The sequence below is a fragment of the Christiangramia sabulilitoris genome, from assembly GCF_007050985.1.
GTDB classification, from domain to species: domain Bacteria; phylum Bacteroidota; class Bacteroidia; order Flavobacteriales; family Flavobacteriaceae; genus Christiangramia; species Christiangramia sabulilitoris.
This window is the reverse complement of the sequence record NZ_VHSF01000001.1, coordinates 923,855-935,644: the sequence shown is the minus strand read 5'-3', so window position 1 is coordinate 935,644 and position 11,790 is coordinate 923,855. Positions and strand designations below refer to the sequence as shown.

The window sequence follows — 11,790 nt, the reverse complement described above, 5'->3', positions numbered from 1 at the left end:
TATGTTTGAACATTTTTTTCAATGTCTGTATTGCTGGGAAGAGGTATCTGTACTCCTTGATCCTTCGGTTTCTTCTCAAACCTATATTGAGGATTGTGAGGTTTGTTGCCGGCCTATAGAATTTCAGGTGGCTTTTGAAGAAGGCGAACTGGTAGAATTCCAGGCATCTGATATTGAACAATAAATTAAACATTTGGAAATATAACTTAGCGTTATAATTCTTATTTTTAGGTTTAAGTTAAAAATATGACGACAAGTTTTGAATTAGCCGGGCATGTAGTGGGCATCATGGTAGATGAAGATGTAGACCAGGAATACCTTGACAAAATTCATGGGATCATCGAGAAAAAACTCGCGGTAAATGATAAGATCAATCTTTTTTGTGAGATCATGCCTAACAATGAGGTGCCACTGAAATATTTCTTAAGAAATATCAGGTTCAAATTTGAACATTCAGACCAGATAAATAGGCTGGCCATGGTTACAGATTTGAATTGGGTGAGGGGATTTATGGATGTCGATAATTTTTTTGTTTCTACTGAAGTGAAGTCTTTTGAACTGAAGGACAGGCTCGAAGCAATTCAATGGATATCAATGTAGATTTTTTATTAAAAAAGTTTGGTGTAATCACAAAAATGATATTATATTTGCCGTCCAATATAGCGGGATAAGAGGTTGCTCAGGCAACTTTAGCGTAAAAACCGCACATCGGGATTATAACCCGAAATTTGAAAAATATATTGGAATACATATCGCGGGATAGAGCAGTAGGTAGCTCGTCGGGCTCATAACCCGAAGGTCACTGGTTCGAGTCCAGTTCCCGCTACTAAGAATATAAACCCCTGAAATTCAGGGGTTTTTTTATGAGGTAAAGTCACTATTTCCCCTGATGCCTTCGGACAGTTTGCGCTACTAAAACAAAAAACCACCTCTCCTGAAGGTGGTTTTTGTTATTCAGCAATTTATAAATTATGTTCCCTCACTTAAAGAGAAACTTCCGTCTCAATTAAAGTTAGTAAGAGTGATAGTAACGGTCCAGACTCCAGGAGTTCCTTCTGTAGTTACACCTGAAAAGGAATCAGGCTCATTAGAACCATTAAGTGTCTTATTTAAAACTGTGGCACCATTTGCATCTGTTACAACCATTCGAAAAGCCCCAGAGGCTGTAGTTGTAATGTCGGCATTATATTCGGCAGTACTTAAGTTATTTTGCCAGGTAAAACTTCTGGTGATGCTGCCACCTGTACCTGTAAAGTCTCCATTGATATCTCCGAAAAAATCATCATCATTTTCAACAATGCAGTACCATTAACTCTAACCACTGGTTCGGATGCGTTATCGTCACTACTACAACCAATAAAAATTGAAGCGAAAAATAGTAGTATTAAACCTGTTTTAAGAAATGGACTGAATTTCATATGGAATAATTTATGGTTAAGATTGTTCTAATTTTCAATTTCCAATTCGGTAGCTAAGTCCAAACCATCAGCGACAATATCAAAGATTTCGCTGTTCTGGGTTTCACTTATAACTATTACTCCATCTAACTGATTAGCATCCGCCATCATGTCATCAGTAACTTCCGCGAACCATATTGAAGGGTCAAATGTAATTTGAGCTATTGCAGATTGATTCTCAGTAAAAACTATGGTTCCTTCCCTTTCTACCTCAAAGGTTTCACCTGAGTTAAATTCGAACCGCACTGGCAGAACATTACCCTCTGGTGATGAATAAGTACCTATCAAAACTACTGAAGGGTCATCATTTTCATCCAGTATTTCCAGTTCAACGCTAACTTCTTCATAAGTTCCAGCAGGAATTGTAATGTTTCTAATATCTGGCGAAGGAATTCCTGTTGCAAAATCTATTACTATAGTTCCTTCCAGTTCAAATTCCACAGATTCAATATCATTTTCAGATTCTGCCTCAAATTCCATAGCCGTCAGTGTAATAAAGCCTTCATTAAAAATAAAGCTTCCACTTGTCGCTTGTCTATTAAACAAAGCTGATTGAGAATTTGTGCTAAACGATGAAGTTACCGTTTTAAAATTCACCGACAATCCTGGTTCATTTGAAGAATCATCTGAACTACAAGCCAAAATACCGACCAATAGGATGATTAATGATAATTTTAAATATAACCCTTTCATTTTGTAGGTTTTAGATTACTAATGAGGCAAATATATATAAATCTTGTAAGGTAGACCTGGATATACATTTTTAGATATGCATAAGGGCAGATACCAACTTCAAATCTTGAATAAAATGGTTCGATATTCCAATTTTTTCCGCTACTAGAAACCCTTTCAGGAAACTGAGAGGGTTTTTTCATTAATAAGGTCTACTGGTTCCCCCGATGCTTCGGGGCAGTTCCCGCTACTAAAACGAAAACCACCTTCAAAAGAGGTGGTTTTTTTATGGAAAAAAGTCACTGGTTCCCGCGATGCTTCGGGGCAGTTCCCGCTACTAAAACGAAAACCACCTTTAAAAGAGGTGGTTTTTTTATGTAAAAAAAGTCACTGGTTCCCCCGATGCTTCGGGGCAGTTCCCGCTACTAAAATGAAAACCACCTTCAAAAGAGGTGGTTTTTTTATGGAAAAAAGTCACTGGTTCCCCCGATGTTTCTGGGCAGTTCCCGCTACTAAAACAAAAACCACCTTTAAAAGAGGTGGTTTTTTTATGGAAAAAAAGTCACTGGTTCCCCCGATGCTTCCGGGCAGTTCCCGCTACTAAAAAGCCTGTTGAAGATCAACTGGCTTTTTCTATACTAAATAGTGACTAAGTTCTACGATTTTTAGGGCAGTTAACGGGAGTAAGTAAAAGAAGCCAGTCTTCTCTTAACACTTATTATAAAATGGTTTCTGAAATTTTTAATCAGTTTTAGCAAGCCTGGCAGGCCGTTTTTAATTGATTCTTATTTTCTTATATTTAGAACAATAACTAAAACTACTCTTATTAATGGGAAAATTTGAAATCAAAAAAGATAAAGCGGGAGAATTCCGTTTTAATTTAAAAGCCGGCAATGGTCAGGTAATTTTAAGCAGTGAAGGCTATAAGGCCAAACCATCATGTATGAATGGTATCGAATCTGTTCGAACTAATTCTCAGTCTGATGAACGTTTTGAGCGAAAACAAACAGCAACCGGTCACAAGTTCAATTTAAAATCCACCAACGGCCAGGTAATTGGAACAAGTGAGATTTATACAACGGTATCGGCAATGGAAAACGGAATTGCTTCGGTAGCTAAGAATGCGCCAGATGCTTCTATAGATGACCAATCATAATGGCCTAAGGATTATATCCGGAATATAAAAAAAGCCACTCTTAGAGTGGCTTTTTAATTATTCAATGTAAGGTAGGGTATGATTACTCTGCAGGCATGAGTACGGCATCAATTACATGAATAACACCATTACTTGCCGATATATTAGGTGTAAGGATATTGGCATCAGCTTCGGTATCCGCATCATTGGTATCTATACCAATTACCGTATTCCCAGATTCATCTACCATGGGGCTATAAACATAAAACGGAAGTTCAAGGAGAGTTTCTATTTCTCTAGGTGAATTTTTAGGTACTACACTATTACTGAATCTTCTACCTTCAGTTACATGGTAACTAAGAACTGCTGCAACTTCTGCTGGACTTAAAGTCTGTAAATTGGCTGGATCACCACCCAACAATTCCAGGAAGGCTGCATCTGTAGGTGCAAATACAGTATATTGATCACCTCCGGCAAATAAGGAGGTAATTCCTGCATATTCCAGTGCGGCAAGAAGTAAGGTAAATTGGGGTGCCTCTTCGTTAGTAGCATTGGCTACAACGATCTCTGCAATAGTTAAATCTCCTTTGTTTGAGGCAGGCGAAGGATTTGCTTTTTCTGAGGCCCTGGCATTGGCATCAAAAGAAGAAATATCTGCTTCTACAGGTTCTGATTCACACGCGGAAACAACAAATATAAAGGCCAGGAAAAGGCTTTTAATAAATAATTTCTGAAGTCTAAAATTCTTTTTCATGATTATAAGTGTTTGATTATGAAATAAATATAATAATGTGTATCAAAATGTTTAATCATTTTAACTAAAAATTAAACAAAAATAAATATAAAAACGTTTTATGGCCTATTTCTCAGCTCAAACAGGCAAGGTTGTTTATTTTCTATCAGAAAAAAGCTACTCCTTTTAGATGATGTAACTGTAGGTGCAAATGGATAGAATGGTAATTCGGTTAAGGTGCCTCACTCCCTTATAGCTTTTAATTTTTATTGATGATCATAATTATAGATCATCAATCTAAAATATCCAAACGAAACTTTTCTAAAAACAGGAGATAGGACCATTCCCAGATCCTTATGCTTATTCGGGAATTAATAAGGTGAGACTTTCTTTATTTTTTCTCCTTTTAAGATAAAAAAGAACAAAAGCCGGTAAGACCAGGACCTGGTAAACAAAGAATACAAAGTATAAATATCCCATTGGTTCCCCGCCGGTGGTTGTGAGCAATTGATCACCTAGGGGACCTTCAGAAAAAACAGCAATACTAACCAGGTTCCATCCAAAATGCAGTGCTATGGGTAAATACATGGACTTGGTTTCTGCAAATGCATAGGCAAACATGAGCCCGCCGATTCCCGTAAGTATAAACGTAAAGAGCATTTGCACAGGCTCCCCAAAAATTTCATATGAGAACCAGTGATATATCCCGAAGATTACTGAAGAAAGAATACAGGCCTTATGTTTTCCCAGTACTTTGATAGCTATAATAAATAATCCTCCCCGAAACAGGAATTCTTCGATTAGTACAGATCTCAAAGTCCACCAGGCAGCATCCAGGAAACCTGTAAAAGTGTAATCCAGGTTAATATGTAATTTATAATTAAAAGTGACCACGAGAAGTAGAAAATACATGATCCCCGATACAGCTGCTGCAGTAAATCCCCATAAAAGATCCTGAAATCTTATTGGATTTGGGTCTAATCCCAGGCTGGAAATTTTAAGATTAAATAGTTTTAATAAAAAGATGGAAGCAATTATTGCCGCTAATAAAAAGACCATTATTCAGATAAAATTGTGAATTTCAAATTTATTATTTTAAAATTACATAAAAGGCGGGATATCTGTGCCGGCAGGAGAATGTCGTAAGAATGTCATATTTTGAAAGCTGAATTTAACCTGTATGAATTACTACGGTTACAGTTATTTAAAGTTTTTTAAGAACAAATCTGATCCTGAAAAAGTTTATGTCGCAGGCATTATTAGTTATAGAAGAAAATGGCAGTCAAAGAAAATACAGTAGCACATATGGTAAAATCTAATCGTATTCAAAAAGGATATACCCAGGCAATACTGGCTGAGAAAACAAAACTTAGCTTAAGATCAATTCAGAGAATAGAAAAAGGGGACGTGTGTCCAAGGGAGTATACTTTAAAAGTACTTTCAGAAATTCTTGAAGTTCCTTTAGCATCTTTCAAAAAAGAAGAATCACCTATAAAAATTCCAGTAAATAAAAAGGTAATCCTTTCAACAGGAAGCGGGTTGATAATATTATTATGCTCACTGGCATTTCTATCCCAATCTGCCGTTTTTCCCGAAACCAATTTTGAATCCTATTTATTCTGGTGTGCGATTACTGTTATGATCTGCGTCACCCAATGGATCATCTGGAACTACAGAAGTTTAAAATTGTAGTGATCAATCCTTGAGAGCTAAAAGGAATTTTTCGGATACCTAATGCTGAATTGGATTATAACGCATAGCACTAAAAATTAAGGGATTAGAGTTATAGTCCATCCTATTTTTACAATATTTTTGTGTAGAGAATTTAGTTAGAAATTAAGGGGTCGTCACAGTAGGGTAGCGGCCCCTTTTTTTATTCCTCATTTTTGAAGATCTCTTCTATAGTCTTATTAAAAAGTTTAGAAATTTTAAACGCCAGGGGTAAACTTGGATCAAATTTTCCTTTTTCAATCGCATTTATCGTCTGCCTTGAAACGGCAAGTTTACTGGCAAGTTGTGCCTGCGTTAGATCATGTTGGGCACGTAAGATTTTTATATTGTTTTTCATTTGTAACGTGCATTTCCAATAATTGTCGCCGCCAGGTAAGTTAATCCAATCAGGATGACCAGGTGCGAGATCTCGGCATCGTAACTTATCAAGTTCGTAGTATCCAACATAGAATAGCTAAGTCCAAATACTACCGCAACACCCAGGGCGATAGCCATTGCCTCTAATTGTACCTTTCTTTGTAATTCATCCAAAGAATTCAAATGTTTTTTGTTGGCGTATATGACTCCAATGCCTATGGCCAGGTTGATCAAAATACCTGTTATAGTCAGGGCCGTATTTCCATCCCAGATGAATTTGGGGCCAAATGCTACCAGGGCTGTAGTTAGTACCCATCCAAAAGTCCAGTAAGCCAAATTCAAAGTACTCTTCCCGGTGTGGTTTGCACAATCATTTTTTTGATTTTCCATGATTCTCATAATGTAAAGTTTGTTTTACAAATATATGTAATCTTTTTAAAAAGCATAGTTTATTTTACAAAAAGTAAAATATACTTTACAATGAGCCTTGAGTTCGGGCCAGAATACAGAATTGAAAATGTGAAGTTTATCTTAAAAATACCCTGTTTTGGGTATTTCCTCCTGTTGCCTTAATGCCTATTTTAGTGTTCTGTTAATTCGAATTGCCGGAGTTCTAAAAGTTATTTCAATGTAGGGTAGGAATAATTTAAATCAACTAAAATTTCGAAAAAGGGTTAACTATCAAAACCTTTCAGGCTAACTGGAAGGTTTTTGTTTTTAAAGCTAAATACAATTTCCATTTGCCTAGTTGTAGAAGATGGGTAACTTTATAAAGACCAGTTACTTCATAAACCAATTTTCTACATGGAAATAGATATCACAGAATTTATCCTTAAAACCGGAGCCGGTGCATTCGCCGGTTTACTAATGGGATTAGAAAGGCAATTTAAAGGAAAACCTGCAGGCTTAAAAACTAACATGCTCGTTGCATTAGGTGCTTCTGCATTTATCATTATATCTCTTATTTTTCAGGATTCCGGTGGCACAGATATGACCCGTATTGTTGGACAGGTGGTTGTAGGAGTAGGTTTCCTGGGGGCCGGGGTGATCCTGCATGGACAGGATGGGAAAAAAGTAGAAGGTCTGGCCACCGCTGCTACTATCTGGTGTAGTGCTGCTGCCGGCTGTTTTGCGGGATTCGGACTTTATTTGCCTCTTTTGGTCTTCACTATTTTCGTGGTCATCATAAACCTGGTATTCGGTTATTTGAATGTTAAGGTAAAGCGTCATGCAGATAAGAATGAATAGATTTGTATTTAAATCTCAGGATATATGCTAGTGAAAGAGGAAAATAATGATCAGAATATCAAGATTACCATTCCCGTTATTATTGGATACCCCGTTCTGGATAAGTATCTGAAAGAAAAGCTTATCGGGGAGATCATTAGTAAAGAAGATTCTGAAGGCAACAAATCCAATTATGCCCAGATCCTGGATGTTTCCATAGAAAAAAGCGAATGGGAAGGTTTCGATCTGCGTTTGAATATCAGCCTGCAAACGCTCACCAGTTTTTTTAAAAATAAACGGGTTCAAATATATTTTCATGCCGCTCTAGATCTGGACCGCGAATTGCAACATATTGCATTAAGGGAATACGAGATAGATGGAAAGACTAACAACTGGTTCGCAGATAAACTGCTGGAGACGGTAGTGAACAAATGGATGTATGAGAAACTCAGGAAGAAAATGAATTTCAACCTGATGCCCCATATCGAAGAAAAAGTGGGATCTCTAAATGAAAAACTTGAGAATAAACTTGAGGCGAAAGAAGGCGTGCACCTAATAGGTTCTTTAGATAAACTGGAAATATCCAATCTAAAAGCTGGCGAACATGAATTGTGGATTTCGGTAAGTATAACCGGTACCGGGATTATTGAACTGGATAAACTAGAGCTTTAAATGCAGGCTTTCACCTAAAGCTGACCAAAATCATTTTTCATTTATTTGACTGAATTTAGTTTTGGCGCCAGATACTTTTAATTATGGCAGCTTCAGAACTAATAGGTAAATACAATGTACCGGGACCCAGGTATACCAGTTATCCAACCGTTCCCTACTGGGATGAAAACACTTTCTCTACTAATCACTGGAAAACTTCATTCATAAGGAGTTTTAAGGAAAGTAACCATTCAGAAGGCATCAGCCTGTATATACATCTGCCGTTTTGTGAAAGCCTGTGTACTTTTTGTGGTTGCAATAAAAGGATCACCAAAAATCATAGCGTAGAAGATCCCTATATAAATTCAGTACTTAAAGAATGGGAATTATATACAGAATTGTTTCCTGCAAAACCGGTGATAAAAGAGATTCATCTGGGCGGAGGTACCCCAACCTTCTTTTCTCCTGAAAATCTGAAACTCCTCATAGATGGGATATTCGAGAAGGCTGTACGATCTCAGAAATTTGAAATGAGCTTTGAAGGGCATCCAAATAATACCACTAAAAGACATCTGGAGATTTTAGCCAGGTTAGGTTTCAGCCGTGTTAGCTATGGCGTGCAGGATTATAACTTAAGCGTTCAGAAAGCCATTCATAGGATTCAGCCATTTGAACATGTAAAAAATGCCACCGATATGGCAAGGGAAGCCGGGTTCTCTTCTATTGGCCATGATATTATATTCGGCTTGCCATTTCAGACAGAGGCACATATTGTACATACTATTGAAAAAACAAAAGAGCTGATGCCAGACCGCATTGCGTTTTATAGTTATGCTCATGTCCCATGGATTAAAGGAAATGGACAGAGAGGCTTTAGTGACGCCAATCTGCCTACAGCTGATGAGAAAAGGTCACAATATGAAACAGGAAAAAAAATGTTGCTGGAGGCGGGATATGTTGAAATTGGGATGGATCATTTTGCTCTTGTAACAGATAGTCTTTACGAGTCGGTCGTGAGCAGGAACGTTCACAGGAACTTTATGGGATATACCAGCTCAAAAACCAAATTGATGATAGGACTGGGTATTTCATCTATTAGCGATAGTTGGTACGGTTTTGCCCAGAATGTAAAGACCGTTGAAGAATATCAAAACCTGATAAACAAGGAAATATTACCTGTTTTTAAAGGTCATATTTTAGACAACGAAGATCTGGTGATTCGCCGGCATATTTTAAATATTATGTGTAAACTCGAAACTTCATGGTATTCCCGAGACAGGTTTTTTGATGGATTACCCGAAGTTTTGGTCAGTTTAATGGAAATGCAAAATGATGGGCTCCTTGAGATTGATAGTAATTATATTAAAGTCACCGAAAAAGGAAGACCTTTCGTGCGCAATATCTGTATGGCCTTTGACCGGAGAATGCAAAGAAAGAAGGCTGAAGGGCAATTGTTTTCTATGACCGTGTAGTAACCGGTTAATATAAATTCTAATTCATATCAAAAGAATTGACATATTTGATCACATCTGCCACTGATTTAATATTCAGTTTCTTTTTGATATTTTTCCAATGTGTTCTTAGGGTTTCAATAGATATAAATAATCTATCTGCTACTTCCTTTTGGCGCAGCCCCTGGGCAAAGATCACCATGATCTCTTTCTCTCTTTTAGTGAGTTTCGCATAATTGGCAATATTGGATTTCAGGAAATTGTTTTCTTCCAAAAGATGACCAAAGGACATAATAGTATTGGCTATATCGCTGGAAGCCCTCTTGATCTTTATAATAGAATTTCCTTCGTCGTCCACCCCTTCAAAAAGGATCTTGATCTGGCTGTCAATTTTTGTATGGTTTATATTACCATTAAGCCATTCACGCGCTTCTTTTTCAGATGCAAAATGTACCGGATGAATTACAGAATTCTGCTCTTCGAAATAATTCATCACACTTAAGTGTACTAAAACATCTTTTCCTACCACAAATGCTACCTTTTCATTTCCCCATTCTACACCAGGTTTATTGATATTTTCCTCGATCCATTGATGCATTTCCTTATTGACCTCTAACTGAAAATTTTGCTGCAACCACAGTGTCTTGGATGGAGTATATTTTTCGTAATAAGATCTGAAATTCAGGAATTCCTTTTTAAGTACAGCAAAGGACTCTGGAGATTTTTTCCAAAACTGAACGAAGCAATCATTCTCTTTTTCGTAGTTAATGATAAGATAATCACTTTCATCTAATTTCATTTCGAAACTTTTAAGAGGTGTTCTAAAATAAAAATAAATAATTAAACGCAGCATCAGGATCGTCAAAATTGACATTTCACAGCATCCTGCGATAAATCCTGTGGTTAATTCAGATGATGATAACGGTCATATTTCAATTAAGATACCTATGCTATTTTTGAAACTTCTTAGAAATCCTCATCAATTAATGTTTATATATTTGAGTGCATTATTTAACCGGAATTCATGGAATTAAAAAACTATATAGATCATACTTTATTAGCTGCAAATGCTACGGAAGAGCAGATTGAACGGCTCTGCAGGGAAGCAAAAACCTATGGATTCTATGCCGTCTGCGTGAATAGTTCATATGTTCCACATGCCAAAGCCAGCTTAAAGGATTCCCGGGTAAAACTGGCCGCTACCATTGGATTTCCCCTGGGAGCTACCTCAACTGAAGCTAAAGTTTTTGAAGCACGACTGGCGGCAAAAGAAGGCGCAGATGAAATAGATATGGTGATAAATATCGGTTTCCTGCTGGACGGGAAATTGAAAAGTGTAAAGGAAGAGATCGCTGCGGTTAAAAAAGCAATAGATGGTAGGATCCTCAAGGTGATTATTGAAACCTGTTATTTAACAAGTGATGAAATTTTGACCGCAAGTAAACTGGTCGCGGAGGCAGGAGCAGATTTTGTAAAAACCTCTACCGGGTTTGGAAGCCGTGGCGCCAGTACAAACGATGTAAAGATCATGAAGCAGGCAATTGGAGATAAAATAAAAATCAAGGCTTCTGGTGGCATTAGAGATGCTGAAACAGCCAGAGAATATATTTCCCTTGGAGCAGACCGTATCGGGACATCTTCGGGAATTAAGATCATTTCATAAATACGACTATATGAGTATACATATCGCAGCAAAAAAAGGCGAAATTGCTGAAACTATTTTACTTCCTGGTGATCCCCTGCGTGCCAAATGGATCGCTGAAACCTTTCTGGAAGACAGTTTTTGCTATAATGAGATAAGAGGAATGCTTGGCTATACCGGAACCTATAAGGGAAGGAAGGTTTCTGTACAGGGAACCGGGATGGGTATTCCCTCTGCAATGATCTACGCGCATGAACTCATAAATGAATACGGCCTCCTGCGCCAACTTCAGTTGTAAAACTGTCCACGTTTTGTTGCACCGGGTGTAAGACGGTTTACGAGATACTTGCCAGACTATTATTACGATCTGGAAAATGCCCCGGGTATTTCACCCAGCCTAAGAGAAGGAAAGTATGATTACTTAGAGAACGAGGATATTAAGGAGAAACTTCTGGAATTTGATCATGGTACCAAATCTTGATCTATGTTATACCAATATTTACTGCCGCTGGTGAACTGGACCCTGGGGACTATAATTATGCTTTTCTTCGGCATTGTATGTATTGCCCTTATGTTAGTGGTTAACAGTATGATGCGGAATGATCGCAAAAAAAAGAATTAGGTACTACGGGAAAACCCGTATTTTTTGTCTTTTATCCGAATTGGATTTGATTTGCCGAAATCACTCCGTATCTTTAATATGTTGTCGTTCCGTAAAACGATGACTTAAAGGC

At 37.4% G+C, this 11,790-nt stretch carries 16 protein-coding genes, 1 tRNA gene and 1 pseudogene; 11 read left to right on the top strand and 7 right to left on the bottom strand.

Annotated features, from left to right (window positions below):
• Nucleotide 1 precedes the first annotated feature (1 nt).
• The 3 genes from FGM01_RS04325 to FGM01_RS04315 all read left to right on the top strand — a co-directional run bounded on the left by FGM01_RS04325 (nucleotide 2) and on the right by FGM01_RS04315 (nucleotide 826).
• Complete coding sequence (locus FGM01_RS04325) at nucleotides 2-184, top strand: CPXCG motif-containing cysteine-rich protein (protein ID WP_143409896.1); 183 nt, start codon at nucleotides 2-4, stop codon at nucleotides 182-184.
• A 62-nt stretch (nucleotides 185-246) separates the two neighbouring features.
• Nucleotides 247-600 (top strand): SpoIIAA family protein, encoded by a 354-nt coding sequence (locus FGM01_RS04320; protein ID WP_143409895.1) that lies wholly within the window; start codon nucleotides 247-249, stop codon nucleotides 598-600.
• 153 nt (nucleotides 601-753) lie between these two features.
• Nucleotides 754-826 (top strand) — tRNA-Met (locus FGM01_RS04315).
• A gap of 373 nt (nucleotides 827-1,199) precedes the next feature.
• Here the strand turns inward: FGM01_RS04315 and FGM01_RS14650 are convergent.
• Both FGM01_RS14650 and FGM01_RS04305 read right to left on the bottom strand, forming a co-directional pair.
• Complete coding sequence (locus FGM01_RS14650) at nucleotides 1,200-1,418, bottom strand: hypothetical protein (RefSeq protein ID WP_243735757.1); 219 nt, start codon at nucleotides 1,416-1,418, stop codon at nucleotides 1,200-1,202.
• 27 nt (nucleotides 1,419-1,445) lie between these two features.
• The gene (locus FGM01_RS04305) at nucleotides 1,446-2,150 is read right to left on the bottom strand and encodes a hypothetical protein (protein ID WP_143409894.1); all 705 of its coding nucleotides are present in this window, start codon (nucleotides 2,148-2,150) and stop codon (nucleotides 1,446-1,448) included.
• An 808-nt stretch (nucleotides 2,151-2,958) separates the two neighbouring features.
• Between FGM01_RS04305 and FGM01_RS04300 the strand changes: the two genes are divergently transcribed.
• Nucleotides 2,959-3,285, top strand: a complete 327-nt coding sequence (locus tag FGM01_RS04300) for a YegP family protein (protein WP_143409893.1) — start codon at nucleotides 2,959-2,961, stop codon at nucleotides 3,283-3,285.
• 82 nt (nucleotides 3,286-3,367) lie between these two features.
• On the opposite strand, the gene FGM01_RS04295 is transcribed toward FGM01_RS04300, so the two are convergent.
• Together FGM01_RS04295 and FGM01_RS04290 are read right to left on the bottom strand one after the other, a co-directional pair.
• The gene (locus FGM01_RS04295) at nucleotides 3,368-4,018 is read right to left on the bottom strand and encodes a fasciclin domain-containing protein (RefSeq protein WP_143409892.1); all 651 of its coding nucleotides are present in this window, start codon (nucleotides 4,016-4,018) and stop codon (nucleotides 3,368-3,370) included.
• A 339-nt stretch (nucleotides 4,019-4,357) separates the two neighbouring features.
• Nucleotides 4,358-5,056 carry a CPBP family intramembrane glutamic endopeptidase gene (locus tag FGM01_RS04290; protein ID WP_143409891.1) on the bottom strand — a complete coding sequence of 233 codons (699 nt, stop codon included), beginning with the start codon at nucleotides 5,054-5,056 and terminating at the stop codon, nucleotides 4,358-4,360.
• 216 nt (nucleotides 5,057-5,272) lie between these two features.
• Here FGM01_RS04290 and FGM01_RS04285 point away from each other — a divergent pair, with 216 nt between their 5' ends.
• Entirely contained in the window at nucleotides 5,273-5,689 is a 417-nt protein-coding gene (locus FGM01_RS04285) for a helix-turn-helix domain-containing protein (RefSeq protein WP_243735756.1), read from the top strand.
• 181 nt (nucleotides 5,690-5,870) lie between these two features.
• Here the strand turns inward: FGM01_RS04285 and FGM01_RS04280 are convergent, their stop codons facing one another.
• Nucleotides 5,871-6,065 (bottom strand): helix-turn-helix transcriptional regulator, encoded by a 195-nt coding sequence (locus FGM01_RS04280; protein WP_143409890.1) that lies wholly within the window; start codon nucleotides 6,063-6,065, stop codon nucleotides 5,871-5,873.
• Nucleotides 6,062-6,484 (bottom strand): hypothetical protein, encoded by a 423-nt coding sequence (locus FGM01_RS04275; protein ID WP_341478026.1) that lies wholly within the window; start codon nucleotides 6,482-6,484, stop codon nucleotides 6,062-6,064. The genes FGM01_RS04280 and FGM01_RS04275 overlap by 4 nt, the downstream gene beginning before the upstream one ends.
• 405 nt (nucleotides 6,485-6,889) lie before the next feature.
• Between FGM01_RS04275 and FGM01_RS04270 the strand changes: the two genes are divergently transcribed.
• The 3 genes from FGM01_RS04270 (at nucleotide 6,890) to hemN (ending at nucleotide 9,435) form a co-directional block, all read left to right on the top strand.
• On the top strand, nucleotides 6,890-7,333 hold the full coding sequence (locus FGM01_RS04270; RefSeq protein ID WP_143409889.1) for an MgtC/SapB family protein: 444 nt from the start codon (nucleotides 6,890-6,892) through the stop codon (nucleotides 7,331-7,333).
• Nucleotides 7,334-7,357: 24 nt separating this feature from the next.
• The gene (locus FGM01_RS04265) at nucleotides 7,358-7,984 is read left to right on the top strand and encodes a DUF4403 family protein (RefSeq protein WP_143409888.1); all 627 of its coding nucleotides are present in this window, start codon (nucleotides 7,358-7,360) and stop codon (nucleotides 7,982-7,984) included.
• A gap of 83 nt (nucleotides 7,985-8,067) precedes the next feature.
• Nucleotides 8,068-9,435 carry an oxygen-independent coproporphyrinogen III oxidase gene (gene hemN / locus FGM01_RS04260; protein ID WP_143409887.1) on the top strand — a complete coding sequence of 456 codons (1,368 nt, stop codon included), beginning with the start codon at nucleotides 8,068-8,070 and terminating at the stop codon, nucleotides 9,433-9,435.
• 19 nt (nucleotides 9,436-9,454) lie between these two features.
• Here the strand turns inward: hemN and FGM01_RS04255 are convergent, their stop codons facing one another.
• Nucleotides 9,455-10,213 (bottom strand): LuxR C-terminal-related transcriptional regulator, encoded by a 759-nt coding sequence (locus tag FGM01_RS04255; protein WP_166435187.1) that lies wholly within the window; start codon nucleotides 10,211-10,213, stop codon nucleotides 9,455-9,457.
• A 225-nt stretch (nucleotides 10,214-10,438) separates the two neighbouring features.
• Between FGM01_RS04255 and deoC the strand changes: the two genes are divergently transcribed.
• The 3 genes and pseudogenes from deoC (at nucleotide 10,439) to FGM01_RS14695 (ending at nucleotide 11,537) form a co-directional block, all read left to right on the top strand.
• Nucleotides 10,439-11,077, top strand: coding sequence for a deoxyribose-phosphate aldolase (gene deoC, locus FGM01_RS04250; RefSeq protein ID WP_143409885.1), 639 nt, complete (start codon nucleotides 10,439-10,441; stop codon nucleotides 11,075-11,077).
• Nucleotides 11,078-11,087: 10 nt separating this feature from the next.
• Nucleotides 11,088-11,333, top strand: a pseudogene (locus FGM01_RS04245) (phosphorylase family protein); the annotation flags it as partial.
• 69 nt (nucleotides 11,334-11,402) lie between these two features.
• Nucleotides 11,403-11,537, top strand: coding sequence for a hypothetical protein (locus tag FGM01_RS14695; protein WP_341478025.1), 135 nt, complete (start codon nucleotides 11,403-11,405; stop codon nucleotides 11,535-11,537).
• Nucleotides 11,538-11,790: the final 253 nt, after the last annotated feature.

Excerpts from the sequence above, each read along its gene's own strand:
- FGM01_RS04325 (WP_143409896.1), top strand. The coding sequence starts at position 2 with ATGTTTGAACATTTTTTTCAATGTCTGTATTGCTGGGAAGAGGTATCT.
- FGM01_RS04320 (WP_143409895.1), top strand. The coding sequence starts at position 247 with ATGACGACAAGTTTTGAATTAGCCGGGCATGTAGTGGGCATCATGGTA.
- FGM01_RS14650 (WP_243735757.1), bottom strand. The coding sequence starts at position 1,418 with ATGAAATTCAGTCCATTTCTTAAAACAGGTTTAATACTACTATTTTTC.
- FGM01_RS04305 (WP_143409894.1), bottom strand. The coding sequence starts at position 2,150 with ATGAAAGGGTTATATTTAAAATTATCATTAATCATCCTATTGGTCGGT.
- FGM01_RS04300 (WP_143409893.1), top strand. The coding sequence starts at position 2,959 with ATGGGAAAATTTGAAATCAAAAAAGATAAAGCGGGAGAATTCCGTTTT.
- FGM01_RS04295 (WP_143409892.1), bottom strand. The coding sequence starts at position 4,018 with ATGAAAAAGAATTTTAGACTTCAGAAATTATTTATTAAAAGCCTTTTC.
- FGM01_RS04290 (WP_143409891.1), bottom strand. The coding sequence starts at position 5,056 with ATGGTCTTTTTATTAGCGGCAATAATTGCTTCCATCTTTTTATTAAAA.
- FGM01_RS04285 (WP_243735756.1), top strand. The coding sequence starts at position 5,273 with ATGGCAGTCAAAGAAAATACAGTAGCACATATGGTAAAATCTAATCGT.
- FGM01_RS04280 (WP_143409890.1), bottom strand. The coding sequence starts at position 6,065 with ATGAAAAACAATATAAAAATCTTACGTGCCCAACATGATCTAACGCAG.
- FGM01_RS04275 (WP_341478026.1), bottom strand. The coding sequence starts at position 6,484 with ATGAGAATCATGGAAAATCAAAAAAATGATTGTGCAAACCACACCGGG.
- FGM01_RS04270 (WP_143409889.1), top strand. The coding sequence starts at position 6,890 with ATGGAAATAGATATCACAGAATTTATCCTTAAAACCGGAGCCGGTGCA.
- FGM01_RS04265 (WP_143409888.1), top strand. The coding sequence starts at position 7,358 with ATGCTAGTGAAAGAGGAAAATAATGATCAGAATATCAAGATTACCATT.
- hemN (WP_143409887.1), top strand. The coding sequence starts at position 8,068 with ATGGCAGCTTCAGAACTAATAGGTAAATACAATGTACCGGGACCCAGG.
- FGM01_RS04255 (WP_166435187.1), bottom strand. The coding sequence starts at position 10,213 with ATGAAATTAGATGAAAGTGATTATCTTATCATTAACTACGAAAAAGAG.
- deoC (WP_143409885.1), top strand. The coding sequence starts at position 10,439 with ATGGAATTAAAAAACTATATAGATCATACTTTATTAGCTGCAAATGCT.